The 16,920-nt window shown below is 59.3% G+C and carries 13 protein-coding genes and 1 riboswitch; of the genes, 7 read left to right on the plus strand and 6 right to left on the minus strand.

Translation table 11 applies throughout. The annotated features are described in order from the left end of the window. Positions 1-98 precede the first annotated feature (98 nt). Positions 99-935, minus strand: a complete 837-nt coding sequence (locus ACZ5A6_RS06530) for a UDP-2,3-diacylglucosamine diphosphatase (RefSeq protein WP_025593573.1) — start codon at positions 933-935, stop codon at positions 99-101. A 229-nt stretch (positions 936-1,164) separates the two neighbouring features. Between ACZ5A6_RS06530 and ACZ5A6_RS06535 the strand changes: the two genes are divergently transcribed. Beyond that, entirely contained in the window at positions 1,165-3,480 is a 2,316-nt protein-coding gene (locus tag ACZ5A6_RS06535) for an NADP-dependent malic enzyme (protein ID WP_003515491.1), read from the plus strand. 135 nt (positions 3,481-3,615) lie between these two features. Continuing rightward, the gene (locus ACZ5A6_RS06540) at positions 3,616-4,716 is read left to right on the plus strand and encodes a DUF2865 domain-containing protein (RefSeq protein ID WP_174061369.1); all 1,101 of its coding nucleotides are present in this window, start codon (positions 3,616-3,618) and stop codon (positions 4,714-4,716) included. 69 nt (positions 4,717-4,785) lie between these two features. Here ACZ5A6_RS06540 and bluB read toward each other — a convergent pair whose 3' ends face one another. Next, a complete protein-coding gene (gene bluB / locus ACZ5A6_RS06545; RefSeq protein ID WP_065660899.1) occupies positions 4,786-5,502 on the minus strand; it encodes a 5,6-dimethylbenzimidazole synthase in 717 nt (238 codons plus the stop codon). A 98-nt stretch (positions 5,503-5,600) separates the two neighbouring features. Then, positions 5,601-5,786: riboswitch (cobalamin riboswitch) on the minus strand. Between the two features lie 128 nt (positions 5,787-5,914). Further along, positions 5,915-6,745, minus strand: coding sequence for a TolB family protein (locus tag ACZ5A6_RS06550; RefSeq protein WP_174061370.1), 831 nt, complete (start codon positions 6,743-6,745; stop codon positions 5,915-5,917). A gap of 192 nt (positions 6,746-6,937) precedes the next feature. Here ACZ5A6_RS06550 and ACZ5A6_RS06555 point away from each other — a divergent pair, with 192 nt between their 5' ends. Beyond that, positions 6,938-7,315, plus strand: a complete 378-nt coding sequence (locus tag ACZ5A6_RS06555; RefSeq protein ID WP_111804529.1) for a glyoxalase superfamily protein — start codon at positions 6,938-6,940, stop codon at positions 7,313-7,315. A 149-nt stretch (positions 7,316-7,464) separates the two neighbouring features. Here ACZ5A6_RS06555 and ACZ5A6_RS06560 read toward each other — a convergent pair whose 3' ends face one another. Next, positions 7,465-9,144 (minus strand): NAD+ synthase, encoded by a 1,680-nt coding sequence (locus ACZ5A6_RS06560; RefSeq protein ID WP_174061371.1) that lies wholly within the window; start codon positions 9,142-9,144, stop codon positions 7,465-7,467. A gap of 231 nt (positions 9,145-9,375) precedes the next feature. On the opposite strand from ACZ5A6_RS06560, the gene ACZ5A6_RS06565 reads away from it, so the two are divergent. The 3 genes from ACZ5A6_RS06565 to sthA all read left to right on the plus strand — a co-directional run bounded on the left by ACZ5A6_RS06565 (position 9,376) and on the right by sthA (position 13,905). Then, the gene (locus tag ACZ5A6_RS06565; RefSeq protein WP_464111068.1) at positions 9,376-11,316 is read left to right on the plus strand and encodes an LTA synthase family protein; all 1,941 of its coding nucleotides are present in this window, start codon (positions 9,376-9,378) and stop codon (positions 11,314-11,316) included. A 109-nt stretch (positions 11,317-11,425) separates the two neighbouring features. Continuing rightward, positions 11,426-11,959: a DUF1003 domain-containing protein gene (locus ACZ5A6_RS06570; protein WP_065687317.1), complete on the plus strand. Its 534-nt coding sequence runs from the start codon at positions 11,426-11,428 to the stop codon at positions 11,957-11,959. 542 nt (positions 11,960-12,501) lie between these two features. Further along, complete coding sequence (sthA, locus tag ACZ5A6_RS06575) at positions 12,502-13,905, plus strand: Si-specific NAD(P)(+) transhydrogenase (protein WP_003515506.1); 1,404 nt, start codon at positions 12,502-12,504, stop codon at positions 13,903-13,905. A gap of 201 nt (positions 13,906-14,106) precedes the next feature. Here sthA and ACZ5A6_RS06580 read toward each other — a convergent pair whose 3' ends face one another. Both ACZ5A6_RS06580 and ACZ5A6_RS06585 read right to left on the minus strand, forming a co-directional pair. Next, positions 14,107-14,757, minus strand: a complete 651-nt coding sequence (locus tag ACZ5A6_RS06580; protein WP_065660894.1) for a hypothetical protein — start codon at positions 14,755-14,757, stop codon at positions 14,107-14,109. Between the two features lie 255 nt (positions 14,758-15,012). Then, complete coding sequence (locus tag ACZ5A6_RS06585) at positions 15,013-15,552, minus strand: AAA family ATPase (RefSeq protein WP_112674304.1); 540 nt, start codon at positions 15,550-15,552, stop codon at positions 15,013-15,015. A 299-nt stretch (positions 15,553-15,851) separates the two neighbouring features. Between ACZ5A6_RS06585 and ACZ5A6_RS06590 the strand changes: the two genes are divergently transcribed. Beyond that, entirely contained in the window at positions 15,852-16,841 is a 990-nt protein-coding gene (locus ACZ5A6_RS06590; protein WP_025593588.1) for a carbon-nitrogen hydrolase family protein, read from the plus strand. The last annotated feature ends 79 nt before the right edge of the window (positions 16,842-16,920 follow it).

Here is a 16,920-nt window from a genome sequence, read left to right on the forward strand (position 1 = left end):
CAATCGGTTGCAGATCCTTGGGACAAGCCCAAGGATGACTACAGAGAGCTGAACCATCCCGCGCTTAGGGATCGCCCTGCCTGTTGAACAAACCCCAATCAGGCCGCGTGCTTGCCAATCAGACCTGGAATATCCACCGGCTCCATCTCGTCCGATGTCTGCGAAGGGACATCGCTCGTCTGCATCCAGGTGATCAGCTCGAAAGTGCCATCGGCATTTTCGGCAATCGCTGTGCAGCTTTCCACCCAGTCGCCGGTGTTGATGTAGCGGATGCCGTCCATGTCTTCCATCACGGCGTGGTGGATATGGCCACAGATCACACCATCCACATTGTTGCGGCGCGCCTCGTCGGCCACTACGCGCTGGAACTCGCCGATGAAGTTGACGGCGTGTTTGACCTGCAATTTCGCCCAGGCCGAGAACGACCAGTAAGGCAGACCGATGCGGCGGCGCACCGCAGCAAGGACGATGTTGATCGCAATCGCCGCGTCGTAGGCCCAGTCACCGAGATAGGCGAGCAGGCGGGCATTGCGCACCACCACATCGAACTCGTCGCCATGGATGATGAGGTATTTCTTGCCGTCTGCCGCCTCGTGGATCATGCGCTCGGCCACTTCGATACCGCCGAAATGCATGCCCGGAAACTCGCGCAGAAATTCATCGTGGTTGCCGGGAATGTAAACGATGCGCGTTCCCTTGCGGGCCTTGCGCAACAACTTCTGCACCACGTCGTTGCAGCCCTGCGGCCAGTACCAGCTGCGGCGCAGGCGCCAGCCGTCGATGATGTCACCGACCAGGATGATCGTATCGGCCTCGTGATGTTTCAGGAAGTCGAGCAAAAAATCCGTCTTGGCCGCCTTGGAACCGAGATGGACATCCGAAATGAAAAGCGTTCTGAACTGTCTGGTTTCAATTTGACCGGCCACGGATTTAATCCCCTTGTTCGGTTGCGTCCCTGCGGCTTTCTTCCCTCTCAGAACCAGACTCGTGTTGCAGCAACATGACAATGGCCGGTTTTTGTATGGAATATGACTGATGGCATCACGAAAACGCGAATAAGCCATGCCCGCATTTGCATAAGGGGGCGGCAAATAACGGCTGTACCACGGGAAAGTTTGTTGTATTCAGAGGGCCGGAATTGAACCAGACATGACGGTGGAAGACATGACCTCTCACGATAAGAACAACACGCCCGCCAACACGGCAAAGGCCGACATCGAGGAACAGGCGCTCTTTTTCCACCGCTACCCGCGCCCCGGCAAGCTGGAAATCCAGGCCACCAAGCCCCTTGGCAACCAGCGCGATCTGGCGCTTGCCTACTCGCCGGGTGTCGCCGCCCCCTGCCTCGCCATCCATGAAAATCCGGAAATGGCAGCGGAATATACCGCCCGCGCCAATCTCGTTGCAGTGATTTCCAACGGTACGGCAGTGCTTGGCCTTGGAAATATCGGCCCGCTTGCGTCCAAGCCTGTTATGGAGGGCAAGGCCGTCCTCTTCAAGAAATTCGCCGGCATCGACGTTTTCGATATCGAGATCGATGCGCCCGGCATCAACGACATGGTCTCCACCATCGCAGCGCTGGAACCCACCTTCGGCGGCATCAACCTTGAAGACATCAAGGCGCCCGAATGTTTCGAGGTGGAGCGCCAGCTGCGCGAGAAGATGAACATCCCCGTCTTCCACGACGATCAGCACGGCACGGCGATCATCGTCGCCGCCGCCGTCACCAACGCGCTGGAACTGGCTGGAAAATCGCTTTCGAGCGTCAAGATCGTTGCGTCAGGCGCCGGTGCGGCAGCCCTTGCCTGCCTCAATCTGCTTGTCGCCATGGGCGCAAAGAAAGAAAACATCTGGGTCCACGATATCGAGGGCCTCGTTTATGACGGCCGCAACTCGCTGATGGACGAGTGGAAGGAAGTCTACGCGCAAAAGACCGACAAGCGGGTTCTGGCCGACTCGATCGACGGGGCGGATGTCTTCCTCGGTCTTTCGGCGGCAGGCGTGCTGAAGCCGGAACTTCTGGAGCGCATGGCGGAAAATCCGCTGATCCTGGCACTTGCCAACCCCAATCCGGAAATCATGCCGGAAGTGGCCCGTGCTGCCCGCCCGGATGCGATGATCTGCACCGGCCGTTCGGACTTCCCGAACCAGGTCAACAACGTGCTGTGCTTCCCCTATATCTTCCGCGGCGCGCTGGATTGCGGCGCAACCACGATCAACGAGGAAATGAAGATGGCCGCCGTGCAGGCCATCGCCGAGCTTGCCCGCGAGGAGGTCTCGGAAGTCGCCGCCAAGGCCTATAGCGGCGAAACGCCGATCTTCGGCCCGAACTACCTCATTCCCTCGCCTTTCGATCCGCGCCTCATCCTGCGCATCGCGCCGGCCGTTGCCCGTGCTGCCGCCGCAAGCGGTGTCGCCGCCCGGCCAATCAGCGATTTCGAAGCCTATCTCGACCAGCTGAACCGCTTCGTCTGGCGTTCCGGCTTCATCATGAAACCGGTCTTCAACGCCGCCAAGGTTGCCGAAAAGAAGCGCATCATCTTTGCTGAAGGCGAAGACGAGCGCGTGCTGCGCGCCGCACAGGTGCTTCTGGAAGAAGGCACCGGCATCCCGATCCTCATCGGTCGCCCGCAGATCATCGAAACGCGCCTGAAGCGCTTCGGCCTGCGTATCCGCCCGAATACCGATTTTGCGGTGGTCAATCCCGAAGACGATCCGCGTTACCGCGACTACGTCGATGATTATTTCGCCCTGGTCGGCCGCGCTGGCATCAACCCGGAGGCGGCCCGCACCATCGTGCGCACCAACTCCACGGTCATCGGCGCGCTGTCGGTGAAGCGTGGTGAGGCGGATGCGCTGATCTGCGGTCTGGAAGGCCGTTACGACCGGCACCTGCGCGACGTGAACCAGATCATCGGCAAGCAGGAAAGCGTTCGCTCTTTCGCAGGCCTCAGCCTGCTCATCACCCAGCAGGGCGCGCTGTTCCTCACCGACACCTTCGTCAACAACGATCCGACCTCCGAAGAAGTGGCTGAAATGGCCATTCTCGCGGCAAAGGAAATCCGCCGCTTCGGCATCACGCCGAAGATCGCGCTCGCCAGCCACTCCAATTTCGGGTCGCGCGATTCGGAAAGCGCCCGCAAGATGCGCCGCGCCCTGAAGATCGTGCAGGCAGCGGCACCCGAATTGGAAGTGGACGGCGAAATGCAGGGCGGCTCGGCACTTTCGGAAGCGCTGCGCAAGCGCGCGATGCCCAACAGCGTGCTGACCGGCGAAGCGAACCTGCTGGTCTTCCCGAACCTCGATGCCGCAAACATCACGCTCGGCGTCACCCGCACGCTGACGGAGGGCCTGCATGTCGGCCCCATCCTGCTTGGCACGGCACTTCCCGCCCATATCCTGTCGCCCAGCGTCACCTCGCGCGGCGTTGTCAACATGGCGGCCTTTGCCGTCGTGCAGGCATCGCACCCTTCGGTGTGATGAAGGCGTATTAACGCAGTTTTGAACATGCTGTTGCCGCATTGCGGCAACAGCTTATGTTATCTTCCTGAAACACGGATTTCCCGAAGCATAACACCCTCGCCACCGGCCGGGGACATCGAACGGATCGCACCATTGACCCGGCGCCGCAGCATTATCGGCCTCCTGCTTCCCCTTGTTTTCATCGCCCCGGCCGCTGCTTTCGCGGATCAGGTCTGCGATACGCTTTATGCGCAGCTGCGCGAACCTCCGCGTGTCATCGGCAACACCGCCGAGGTACGGCGTTACGCCAATGCGCTCACCCGCCAGAACATCGAGATCCGCAGGATCAGGAACGATCTGCGCCGTTACGGCTGTTCATCCGCAAGCGTCACCGTTTATGGCAGCCCGAATGCCGAACTCTGCGCGGAGATCAGCGACGCGATGGCCGATGCGCAGAGCGAACGCGATGCCATCATCCGTGACCGCGACTATGCCATGGCGGCCCAGGGCAGCGATGATGGCGACATCAGACGCCAGCGCATTCTCGCCGCACTCGACGCCAATGGCTGCAGCGCCATTCCGGAAACAGAAGCGCACCAGCCGACGGCACCCGATGTGACACGTTACCCCGACGCCTTCGGCGAACAGAGCAATCCGCCAGGACAGGCAGGGCTTTCGCCATACCCCAATGCCGCTGCTGAAGGCGGGCTCAGGACGCTGTGCGTGCGCACCTGCGACGGCTCGTTCTTCCCCATCGCTTCCAATGCCTCGCCGCTCGATTTCCGTGCGCAGGCCGAACAATGCCAGAAAATGTGTCCGGGTACGCAGACGGAGCTTTATTTCCACTCCATGACGGAGCAGGAAACGGCTGACATGGTCTCGGCTGAAACAGGAAAGCCCTACAAGGACCTGCCGACCGCCTTTGCCTATCGAAATGCCTCAACGAAAGCCCCAGGCTGCGCCTGCAACATGGCCGCCTATCACGAGGAGATGAAGCAGCAGGAGGCTGCGCGGCCGGAAGCTGAGAAACCCTATTCCAGCATCACGACCATTCCATCACCGCAAGGTGACACCCCCAAAAAACCCACCGAACTGCAGCAGGCCGCAAAGCCGCCGGAACAACCGGTTCCGGAACGCGACTATGACCCGAACAACAGCAAGGTCCGCGTCATCGGCCCTAAATTCCTGCCCGACCAGACAGGCCGGATCGACCTGAAGAACCCGGCGCTGAAGGGCATTCAGCCGCAGCAATAGCTCCCATCAGGCACACGGTATGGAGTTGGCAACGCTCTGTCTCACTCACAAGACGGTCGCGTCTTCTCTTTACCGTCCACCCCAGCGATTGCGAAACACCAGCTCCTCCAGCGGCACGCGCTGGCGCCACCCCTTCACCGCCAGTTCCGGCTCGGTATAAAGTGTATCGACGCGGCCGAGGCATAGCCAGGCGACGATCTCGATGTGGTCGGGAATCTCCAGAATGGTACGAATGTCGCTATCGTGGAAAATGCTGACCCAGCCGACGCCGATGCCTTCGGCGCGCGCTGCAAGCCAGAGGTTCTGGATGGCGCAGACGGTGGAATAGACATCGGTGCGCGGATTGTGGGTGCGGCCCAGCACCACCTTGCCGCCACGCGTCGGATCGCAGGTGACGCAGATGCTGAGCGGCGCCTTGCGGATGCCCTCAAGCTTGAGGCTGCGGTAAAGCGCCTGCTGCTCCCCCTCGAACATCGCCGCCGCCTCGCCATTGGCGCGGCTGAAGGCAACCCAGGCTGCCTGCCTGACCGCACCGTCAGTGACGAGCGTGAAATTCCACGGCTGCATGAAACCGACTGATGGCGCGGAATGCGCCGCCTTCAGCAAGCGCTCGACCACATCTTCCGGCAATGGATCCGGAAGGAACTGGTCGCGCACATCACGGCGGGTTTCGATGGCACGGTAGATCGCCTCTCGCTCTCCCTCGGAAAACGGGTAGGCGGGCGAAAGCGCGTGATCGAATGCATCGGCGTCGAGCGAACTGGTCGCGAGTGGATCGGTCGGCATCGTCTATCCCCAACAATGCTGGCGCGCCGCCACGAAAACCGGCTCCGGTTTTCACCTGCACGACGCGCTGCTGCAACAACCTGCCGCCGTCCACGCGGTCTGGTCTATCCTGTCAGGCCGGTCTTCTGACTCGGCTTCGTCCGCCCACTTTCGCCTTCCCGAATGGATTCAGTGGCATCAAGAAAAAGGGCATCCGCCTCACAGCGCTGGGCACGTTCCGGTCTTGCACCGGATTCCCGATTCTCCCGCCCTAAAGGGCAGGCACCTGACGAAGAAGCTTATGAGCAACAAAGATTGCAAATACAAGTATCTTGCGCAGCGATGCGGCAATGTGACCGTGGCCACCTCACCTGCGTATTGCGGCCTTCAGCCGCCGCGCAGACGCGCGCCGGCTGAAGCACTCCCTACCGCATCACCCAACGGGAAAATACCGCACATAAGCGAACTCATCCCCGTCCGGTGACCAGTTGGGCGAATTCATCGTTCCCTGCCCGCCGAAAAGGTCAAACAGCGTTTCGGCATTGCCGCCATCCATATCCATCAGCCGCACGCGCACGTTGAGGTCGCGCGGATGGTCGAAGACTTCGGCGTCGTAGGAGACGAAGACGACTTTGTCACCGCTGGGGGACGGATGCGGGAACCAGTCGCCATAGGCGCTGTCGGTGATACGCTCGACGGCCGAGCCATCCACCCGCACGCGCCAGATCTGCATCTGGCCGGTGCGGCTGGAGTTGAAATAGATCCATTCTCCATCCGGCGAATAATCCGGCCCGTCATTGCGGCCCTCACCATGGGTAAGGCGTGTCTCAACGCCGCTGTCTATGTCCATGGAATAAATATCGAAAACCTGATCGCGAATGCCGCAATAGGCGAAACCTTTCCCGTCCGGCGACCAGCCGTGCCAGTAGGACGGAAGGTTCTTAGTCATCAGACGCGGCGTTCCGCCCGTCGAAGGCAGCAGATAGATGGCACTCTTGCCGAACTCCACCTTGTCGGAAATGGCATAAAGCGAACCGTCAGGCGAAATGCCGTGGTCATTGTTGCAGATTGTCGCAAAGCCGGTATCGACCTTTTCCGGCGAAGGGTCGCCGGCAAGTGACAGGCGATAAAGCAGACCGTCGCAGTTCAGAAGCAGGTATTTCCCGTCCGGCGACCAGTTCGGAGCCTCGAACAGCTCCGGCGTCTGCCAGACCACCCGCATCTGCCGAGTGCGGGTGTTGAAGATTTCGATGGAACTGCGCATGCTGCCTCCCGGGCCTGTCGATCGTCTGGCGTGGAGCGTTGAATGGCACAAACATTCCGTTTGCATCCGCCACCGCCGTGATTATGATCCTATTGCCGCAGGCACCGCCCTGCAAATTCAAATAGGAAAAAACAGCAGCGTGCCGGCACCGCCCGCACCCCTGCCCGTTTCTCCCAGATCCGAGGTTCCGCGATGAACACCATCGCCGATCACGGCATCCGCTTCGGTCGGATCGCCGCAATGCTTCCTGTCAAGAATATCGAGAAGGCCCATGACTTTTATGTCCGTGTGCTGGGCTTCGAAAAGACCTTCGAAAACGGCAACCCTGTCGGTTTCATGATCTTGAAACAAGGTAATGCCGAGTTGCACCTGACATTGCAGTCGACGCACAAACCGGCCCCCTTTAATGTGGCGCATATGCTGGTCAGCGACGTCGACTCGCTGCACGCGCTTTGCGAAAGCCACGGGCTTCGCATCATCAAAAGTCTGCAGGACAAGGATTATGGCCTGCGGGCTTTCGTTTTCGAAGACCCGGATGGCAACCGCATCGATGTGGGGCAGGTTATTTAACGAGATAGGGAAACGGCGGGGCGTGTCCGCGCCGTTGGAGGAAAAGGATGCTTCTTCGCCATCGATATATGGCGAATCCGCAGCATCCGCACTCCGTCACCCCGAACTAGATTCGGGGTCCAGCAAGCTCCCTCCATGCCCTCCTTCGACTACCTGTCCCTGAACCGGTTGGTAATCGGATAACGGCGATCGCGGCCGAAGTTCTTCTTGGTGATCTTCACCCCGGGCGCGGATTGGCGGCGTTTGTATTCGGCGAGATAGAGCAGATGCTCGATCCGGTGCACCGTCGCGATATCATGGCCACGCGCGAGGATCTCCTCGACCGACATTTCCTTTTCCACCAGGCACTCCAGAATATCGTCCAGCACCGGATAGGGCGGTAGCGAATCCTGGTCTGTCTGGTTGGGTCGCAATTCAGCGGATGGCGCCTTGGAGATGATATTGGCGGGGATCACTTCGCCGGATGGCCCGAGCGCGCCCGGCGGCACATGGGAATTGCGCCAACTGGAGATGGCGTAGACCTGCATCTTGTAGAGGTCCTTGATGGGATTGAAACCGCCATTCATGTCGCCATAAAGCGTCGCATACCCCACCGACATTTCCGACTTGTTGCCTGTTGTCACCACCATCGAGCCGAACTTGTTGGAAACAGCCATGAGAATGGTGCCGCGTGTACGGCTCTGCAGGTTTTCTTCGGTAATGCCTTCTTCCGTGCCTTCGAACATTTCCGAAAGCGACGACAGGAACCCATCCACCGGTTCGGCAATGGGCACGATATCGTAACGGCAGCCAAGTGCCTTGGCGCAATCGGCTGCGTCCTTCAGCGAATCCTCGGAGGTGTAACGATAGGGCAGCATGATGCAGCGCACCCGCTCTTCGCCCAGCGCATCAACAGCAAGCGCAGCGCAGATCGCCGAATCGATACCGCCGGAAAGGCCGAGAACCACGCTCTTGAAGCCGTTCTTGTTGACGTAATCGCGAAAGCCCAGCATGCAGGCGCGGTAATCCGCCTCCTCGCCTTCAGGGATTTTCGAGAAAGGACCGCTCTCGCAGCGCCAGCCTTCTGCGGTGCGTTTCCAATCGGTGACGGCAAGGGTCGCCTCGAACTGGCTCATCTGGAAGGCAAGGGTCTTGTCGGCATTAAAACCGAAGCTCGCGCCGTCGAAAACCAGCTCGTCCTGCCCGCCAAGCTGATTGGCGAAGACCAGCGGCAAGCCGCTTTCGATTACCTGCTTCAGCGCCACCTGATGGCGCACATCCAGCTTGCCGCGATAATAGGGTGAACCATTCGGCACCAGCAGGATTTCCGCCCCGCTTTCGGCAAGCGTTTCGCACACACCCATATCGTTCCAGATTTCCTCGCAGATCGGAATGCCGATCCTGACACCGCGGAAATTATAGGGACCGGAGATCGAACCTTCGGCGAAAACGCGTTTTTCATCGAACTCGCCGTAATTCGGCAGGTCGATCTTGTCACGCAGCGCGATGATCTTGCCGCCATCCAGAAGCGCAACCGAATTGTGCCGGCCCGCTTCGCCCTGACGCGGAAAACCGATGACGACGCCCGGCCCGCCATCGGCGGTTTCCGCCGCCAGTTCTTCCACGGCCTTCAGGCACGCTTTCAGAAAAGCCGGCTTCAATACCAGGTCTTCCGGCGGATAGCCGGATATGAACAGCTCGGTCAGAAGCAGGAGATCGGCACCCTGCGTCGCCGCATCGGCCCGTGCTTCGCGCGCCCTGGCGAGATTGCCCGCCACGTCGCCAACAGTCGGATTGAACTGCCCGACGGCAATTCGAAGATGGTTTTTGATGTCGTGTCTGTCGCTCATGGCTTTTCAATACCGCGCCCGTGCCCGCTCCGCAACGCGGCAATTGCATGCCGCACCACCTTGATAGGATGAAGCCGCAACAGGCATTCACGCTAAGGTTATCACCGCACCGGCCACACTCCGCAAAGTTCATGTCGCGTTCATCGCGCTTATGTGACAGTTACATGACAGTTTTGCGACGCCCCGATTCACCTCCCCGAATTGCGCGGTGTTGCCTCGTAATACCGGAGTATGAGTTTGAGAAATTCGGCGCCAAAAACAACGGCTTCCGAAAAGGCTGATTTTGTCTTTTCGCCTGCATGGACGCGGAGCCTTTCCAAGCTTTCGGGTAAGGCCTACACGCTTGCCAATCTGACATTTTCGTCGGTCGTGCTTGTCGTCGCGCTGGAATGGATCGCCCGCGGTTCGCTAGTTGATGTCGGCACCTTCCTCACCTCATCCGCCCGCCCCGGCATGACCACCATCGCCGCCGTGCTGCTGCTGCTCGTAGCGCTGGATTCCATCCTCGGCAGCCGTTACCTGTCGCTCATCGCCGTTGCGCCGCTTTGCGCGCTGACAGGGCTGATTTCCGCGCAGAAACAGACCTATCTCTCCGATCCGCTTTATCCCTCCGACCTGCTGTTCGGCCGGCAGATCCTCGAGCTTCTGCCCACCATGCTGAAAGCCCAGCCGCTGACGGCCGTGCTGGTCGGCCTTGGCCTTTGCGCCACGGTTGCGGCCCTTTCCACCCTGTGGCTGCTGGCGCGGCGTTATTCGCCGGGCTTGAGCTGGCGCGAACGCGCCGCAGGTCTTGTGCTGGCGCTGCCGCTTCTGGCCGGCCTCGCCTCGCTCATGGACTATTCGCATTATTCGTGGGTGCGCGATCGTCTCAACATCATCCCCATGATGTGGGATCAACAGGAGAATTACCGCCATAACGGTTTCCTGATGGCCTTTGCCTTCAATATTCCCATGGCCAACGTCTCGGCGCCGCAGGGTTACGGCCAAAACAGCATCGCAGACCTGACCTCGGAACCCGCCGCCTTTGCCGCCAACACGGGCGATTACCCTGATGTCATCATGTTGATGAGCGAATCGCTGTGGGATCCGACACGGCTTGAAAACGTGAAGCTCTCTGCCGATCCGATGCCCAACATCCGCGCCAAGCAATCCGGCAACGTGTTCTCGCCGGAATTCGGCGGCATGACGGCGAATGTGGAATTCGAGGCGCTGACCGGCTTTTCCAACGCCTTCCTGCCCTATGGCAGCATTCCCTACCAGCAATATATCCGCCGCCCGGTGCCCTCGCTTGCCAGCTTCTTCCGTGGCGAAGGGTATTCGGCAATCGCCATGCATCCGTTTCAGGAATGGTTCTGGAACCGCAAGGAAGTTTACAGGAATTTCGGCTTCGAGGAGTTCCGCTCGGAAGAGACATTGCCGCCCATGGAAAAGCGCGGCAACTTCGCCTCCGACGACGCGCTGATGGACCAGATCATGGTGGCCGCGGACGATGCGCGCAACCCGCTCTTCCTCTTCGCCGTCACCCTGCAGGGACACGGACCTTACGAGGCGGGCCGTTATGCCAGCGACACCATCGGCGTAGAGGGCGATCTTTCCGCTTCCGCATCGCAGGCGCTTGGTACCTATGCGCAGGGCGTGGCGGAGGCCGACGACGCCCTTCTGAAGCTGATGCGCTGGGCAAAAAAGCGCGAGCGCGAAACCATCATCGTGCTCTTCGGCGATCACCTGCCGCCGCTTGGCCAGACATTCGTGGAAAGCGGCTACATGCCGGGCATGGTGGCCAGCCGCCGCGCGCCGCTGGAAGTCATGAAAAAGGAACACGAGACGCCGCTCGTCGTCTGGTCCTCGAAGACGGGCGTGCGCAAGAATATCGGCACCATCAGCCCGGCGCTGTTGCCCTATCACGTACTGAAAACAGCCGGTTTCTCAGACCCCTTCTATACGGGGACTTTGGGTGAAGTGCAGGATGCGTTTTCCGTCGTCGACCGGCATATGCTCGTGGCAACGGATGGCAAGGCCCTGCCCGACTGGTCGATTTCACCCAATTCCATTCCGGACGTGGTGCGCAATTATCGCCTGCTGCAATTCGACATGATGTTCGGCGAGCAATATGGCCGAGAGCGCTTCTTCCCCGGCTTCAACTGGGTAAATGACGCTACACCCTCCGTCTGATGGGGCTGGATGTCTAAACGGCATGGCAGCGGAAATCGTTTGAATTCCTTTGCCATGCGGGTTTATCTCGACAGGGCCGTAACGAACCATCAGCACCACGAGAAGCACCGTGTCAGACATCTCCGACTATATCGTTTCGCACTTCAAGCGCTCCTCCCGGGAAATCGGCGAGGTCGAGCGTCGTATTCTGGAACTGTCGCACCAGAAAAAGCTGGTCTCGACCGACACCAATGCGGAATTTTCCGCCGGGGCAAACCTGGGCGACAGGCTGGCCGACAGCATTGCAAGGGTTGGCGGCTCCTGGGGATTTATCCTCAGCTTCTGCTTTTTCCTGGTGTTCTGGGCAATCATCAACACCATCGTGCTGACGACGCGGGCCTTCGACCCCTACCCCTTCATCTTCCTCAATCTTCTGCTCTCCATGCTCGCGGCCATTCAGGCGCCGATCATCATGATGTCGCAGAACCGGCAGGCCGCCCGCGACCGCTTCGAGGCCGCCAAGGATTATGAGGTGAACCTGAAAGCCGAGCTTGAGGTGCTGTCTCTGCACGAAAAGATCGACGTGAAGGTACTGGCCGAACTGGCAGCACTCAGGCAGGACCTCGCTGCCCTTCACCGCCATGTGACCCGGAAAGGAGACTGACGAGAAAGAACCGGCGCGCGAAAATCCATCCCCGCTTTTCCCCGCCCCGCCTTACCCTGTTATCTTGAATGCAGTCCTGCCGGGTAGACGCCAGACGTGGCGTAAACCGAAGGACGGTCCTGGTGGTGGGAACGGTGGCACGTTCATGGTGACAGGACCATTTCGCAAAAGGCCGTGCACTGCCTCTTGCGAAATACGGCTTTCTGGAATGCCCGGTCGCGCAAGCATCCGTCCACTCCAACCCCAATCAGCGCGTGACCGGGCAAAACCCGTCTGAAACTACGAAAACCCGACGGCGAAGGCCGTGCCGGGCGCAAAGGCGCATCTTTGCGTCGCAAAACGACAAGCGGGCAAAACGGTTACGAATCCGTCAGATTATTGCGCTACAGATTGACGCAGGCGTTTGTTGCATTGCACTCTCGTGTGCAAGGCTGACAAGGGAATCACTTCCCCTGGTCAAAATGGCATCACGACCATTTCGCGGCAGCGCCATCCCGGATGCGACATCCGGTCATTGCAATACATTCTGTTCCGGGGTTTTCATGTACCAGTTCGATCTGATTGTTATCGGCAGCGGTCCGGCGGGAAGACGCGCCGCCATCCAGGCCGCCAAGCTCGAAAAGAGGGTTCTGGTCATCGAGAAGGGCAGCCGCGTCGGCGGCGTTTCGGTGCACACAGGTACCATCCCTTCCAAGACATTGCGCGAAACCGCGCTCAATCTCACCGGCTGGCGCGAACGCGGTTTTTATGGCCGCTCATACCGCGTCAAGCAGGAGATCGACGCGGACGATCTGCGCCGCCGCCTGCTGATCACGCTCGACCACGAGGTCGAGGTGCTGGAACACCAGTTCGCCCGCAACCGCGTGCAGCACATTCGCGGCACGGCAAGCTTCGTCGATGCCAACACGGTGAAGGTGGTGAAGAACGACGGTGAAGTCATGAACGTCACCGGCGCTTCCATTCTGCTCGCCATCGGCACGCGGCCCTACCGGCCACCGCATATTCCCTTCGACGGCGCGGCAGTGCTCGATTCGGACGAGATACTCGAGATCAAGGAACTGCCGCGCTCCATGGTCGTTGTCGGCGCGGGCGTCATCGGCATCGAATATGCCACGATCTTCAGTGCGCTCGACACGCAGGTAACGGTGGTGGAACCGCGCGAAACCATGCTGGAATTCATCGACAAGGAAATCGTCGAGGACTTCACCTATCAGTTGCGCGACCGTAACATGAAGCTGATCTTCGGCCAGAAAGCGGAAAAGGTGGAGCGCGACGACAGCGGCAAGTGCCTCGTTTCGCTCAGCAACGGCCGCGTCCTTAAAGCCGAGACGGTGTTGTTCGCCGCCGGACGCGTCGGCGCAACCGATACGCTCAATCTTTCCGCCTGTGGGCTGGAAGCCGACAGCCGCGGCCGCCTGAAGGTCAATCCCGAGACCTTCCAGACAACAGTGCCGAACATTTACGCCGCCGGCGATATCATCGGTTTTCCGAGCCTCGCCTCCACCTCGATGGAACAGGGCCGTATCGCCGCCCGCCACGCGGTCGGTGCACCGGCCGGTGAACCGCCGCAGTTCTTCCCTTACGGCATCTATGCCGTTCCGGAAATCTCCACCTGCGGCCTGACGGAAGAAGAAGTCACCGAACGCCACATTCCCTATGAATGCGGCATCGCCCATTTCCGCGAAACCTCACGCGGCCATATCATGGGTCTCGACAGCGGGTTGCTGAAGATGATCTTCTCGCTGAAAACCCGCCGTCTGCTCGGCGTCCACATCGTCGGCGAAGGTGCCACCGAACTGGTGCATATCGGCCAGGCCGTGCTGAACCTGAAGGGTACGGTGGAATATTTTGTCGAGAACACCTTCAACTATCCCACGCTTGCCGAGGCCTACAAGATTGCCGGTCTCGATGCGTGGAACCGCATGGGTGAGCTGAAGAAGGATTGAGGCTGGCTGTTGCGGGTGGAGATCGTTTGCAATGTGCGCAAACCTCTCCTCCGTCATGCTCGGGCCTGTCCCGAGCATCTGCAACGTCACGATTTTATGCGACGTGATTAGATCCATGGGACTAGCCCAAGGATGACGCCGAATGCGACGCAAGAACGTCTATCACCTTCTGCTCATCCATACGATAACCGGTGACGCCCCTCACCACCGAATACTATACCGCGCACTCACACCCGGCCGAAAATGATCCGCATATCCCTGATCGAGCGTTCCGCGCACTGTCAGGTGATCGCCGATCTTCTGCTCCACGGCCACGCCGCTGCTGAACTCGTTGAAGCTGTTGCGGCTTGCCCCCGTCAGCACGAAGGCCGTGCCGGTTTCCGAGCGGGAAAGGCGCAGCGACTGCGATACATCCAGGCCGTTCCATTGCTGCGCCGTGCCGTCATAACGCACCGTGAAATTTCGGTTGGCCTCGATATCCAGTTCCGGCGTAACGATGCGTTTCTGTCGCGACGTCATGGAAACGCTGCTCGACCCCGTCAACGCGTTGAAGAGGACACCGACATCACGGGCAAGCGACACGCCGGGCAACTGTTCCGCCAGCAGCGTGACATTGCCCCACAACCTTACTGGCGTATCCACCACCTGCCCCGTCCTGGAGGCATTCATGCCCATTTCCAGCCCCGCCCGGATCGGCGTCTCGACCGGCAGCTTCGCACCGATACGCGCCGTATAGGAACGATCGGAATTCTTGACCGGCTTCCAGATCAAACCAGCCTCATCGGCATGGGCGGAGGACCCAAGAGCAGTGAACAAAGAGAGCAAAAGGCCAAAGCCTGTTCGTGGTGACATATCTTGTCCCCTGGCAAATTAAGGGCGCACCGGGTGAACCCGGCAGGCACGGTAAAAGCTTAAGGCCAAAGGTTTTGGCAGCGATGACAGCCGCGCGTTGGCGGCCCATGTTTCCTTGACGGCTGCACCGGCAGCCAAGACAAATCATGCTGCGCAGGGTGCCAGATGAACGGGAGATGAACAAGAGCAGATGCAGCAAAAAATCATGCTGCACCGCATTGTGATCGAAACGAAGGTGACGGGAAGCGTAGCGTGTTAATTTCCTGCCTTCGGAACAACGCAACGAGCCAGAATATCATCCACCACCACTCCCAAAGACCTCGATGAATCAATGGCAGATGCACCGACTGGAAGGTCTTCTTTCGTTGCGTGGAGTTGCAGGACAAATTGTCTTTCGGCCAGATTGCCACCGAACTCATCCTCGGGCCTGGCAGCCAGCCGTCTTTGTAAGGTCGCTGCATCGACATCCAGAATGAAGACCTCATCGAACAGATCTACAAAGCGTCGAAAATTTCTCGATCCGCCACAGAAGAAGGTGACGGCGTGCTCTTGATCAGCCACAAGCTGCCGAACTTTTTCGACATTCCAGATGTGATGTCGGTGACGGAAGGCGATTTTTGTGTCGCCGCCCTGAAACAGCGCGACATCCATGGTTTCGCCCGTTTCGGGGTCGCCTTTGTAAGCCAGTTCACGGTCGCCGTGAATCACATGAAAGCCGCGTTGCTGAAGTTCCGTTGCAACCGAGGTTTTACCAGCCCCGGAGACACCCTCGATCAAATAATTTCTTCTGCCCATCGCCGCGACTGCCCAACGCCCTGTCATGCCTTCTGAAGATAATAGTCGAGAAAGACGTGAAGATGTCGGAGTGTCGAATTCTCCGGTTCATGTAACGCGAAATTGCGGTAGCTTGACGACTCAACGTTTTCCCACTGATAGTGACAAAAAGGCGAAGCCTGCGCCTAACCTCCCAGACCTTCCCCAGCATGGTCTTGAACGGAGGCAAAGGGACTGTCGTTGTCTCAGGCTACTGTCTTGGTCCGATCGTTTCGGGCGGGTTGCTGGGGAATCGCGTCCGGGACGTGAAAGGCCTGATCATGACGCAAAATAATAATTTCAAACGCCGCGTAAGAGCTCGTGCAGCGAAAACCGGCGAGTCCTATACGGCGGCGCTCAAGCATATCCGCCGAACTCCCGACATGCCAGTTAGCCCTTCTTTACGAATGGCTGTCGCGCAAACGTCGCTGGTCGACGACCCTCGTATGGTTTCGGCACTGAAAGCAGCCGGGCAAGAAATGCGTCGCCTCATGTGCGATGCCCATAAGGCCGGCGCCCGTCTCATCCATTTCCCGGAAGGGGCAACGTGCTGGCCCAATAAACGCATCATGTCCGAAACTGGGCCGAGAGAAATCGGGCCTTCCGACTGGACGCGCTTTGAATGGGAAACCCTGCGCAGAGAACTGGAAGCGAGCAGAAAACTGGCGCGAAGGCTGAAGCTTTGGACGATTCTCGGTTCCGTCCATCAGCTTACTCCGCCACATCGACCGTATAACAGCCTGTACGTCATCTCCGATCGCGGGAAGCTTATAACTCGCTACGATGAGCGCCTGCTGTCGAACACCAAAATCTCGTTCATGTACTCGCCGGGAACTGTACCGGTGACGTTTGAAATCGATGGCTTCCGTTTTGGTTGCGCGCTCGGCATGGAGGCGCACTACCCAGAAATATTCATGGAATACGAGAAGCTGAACGTCGATTGCGTGCTGTTTTCCACCGCAGGTGATGGCCCGTCCAATGCCCCGGCATTTGCAGCCGAAATATTGGGGCATGCGGTGAGCAACACCTATTGGGCCAGCTATTCCACCTTGGCGGCTCAGAGTACAGCTGCTCCCTCGGGAATCGCCGCACCGGATGGCCGTTGGGTGGCGCAATGCCCGATGAACGGTTTACCGGCTATCGCAATAGCAGACATTGCTATCGATCGTGAAAATCCCGCACGACCATGGCGGCGAAAAGCCCGCAGCGATCTATATGCGCCTCATCAGGTGAATAATGATCCCAGAAGCGATAGCCGGGAGCAATTTTAACAGGCGAGATCGGTCAGCGGCGCGGTTTGGGTCCGCTGGCCACCGCGCAAGGCGGATGGACCGCATCGCCCAGACGAAA

The organism is Agrobacterium sp. 6Ca8, assembly GCF_055382765.1.

Excerpts from the sequence above, each read along its gene's own strand:
- ACZ5A6_RS06535 (WP_003515491.1), top strand. The coding sequence starts at position 1,165 with ATGACCTCTCACGATAAGAACAACACGCCCGCCAACACGGCAAAGGCC.
- bluB (WP_065660899.1), bottom strand. The coding sequence starts at position 5,502 with ATGCCGACCGATCCACTCGCGACCAGTTCGCTCGACGCCGATGCATTC.
- ACZ5A6_RS06550 (WP_174061370.1), bottom strand. The coding sequence starts at position 6,745 with ATGCGCAGTTCCATCGAAATCTTCAACACCCGCACTCGGCAGATGCGG.
- ACZ5A6_RS06555 (WP_111804529.1), top strand. The coding sequence starts at position 6,938 with ATGAACACCATCGCCGATCACGGCATCCGCTTCGGTCGGATCGCCGCA.
- ACZ5A6_RS06560 (WP_174061371.1), bottom strand. The coding sequence starts at position 9,144 with ATGAGCGACAGACACGACATCAAAAACCATCTTCGAATTGCCGTCGGG.
- ACZ5A6_RS06565 (WP_464111068.1), top strand. The coding sequence starts at position 9,376 with ATGAGTTTGAGAAATTCGGCGCCAAAAACAACGGCTTCCGAAAAGGCT.
- sthA (WP_003515506.1), top strand. The coding sequence starts at position 12,502 with ATGTACCAGTTCGATCTGATTGTTATCGGCAGCGGTCCGGCGGGAAGA.
- ACZ5A6_RS06580 (WP_065660894.1), bottom strand. The coding sequence starts at position 14,757 with ATGTCACCACGAACAGGCTTTGGCCTTTTGCTCTCTTTGTTCACTGCT.
- ACZ5A6_RS06585 (WP_112674304.1), bottom strand. The coding sequence starts at position 15,552 with ATGGGCAGAAGAAATTATTTGATCGAGGGTGTCTCCGGGGCTGGTAAA.
- ACZ5A6_RS06590 (WP_025593588.1), top strand. The coding sequence starts at position 15,852 with ATGACGCAAAATAATAATTTCAAACGCCGCGTAAGAGCTCGTGCAGCG.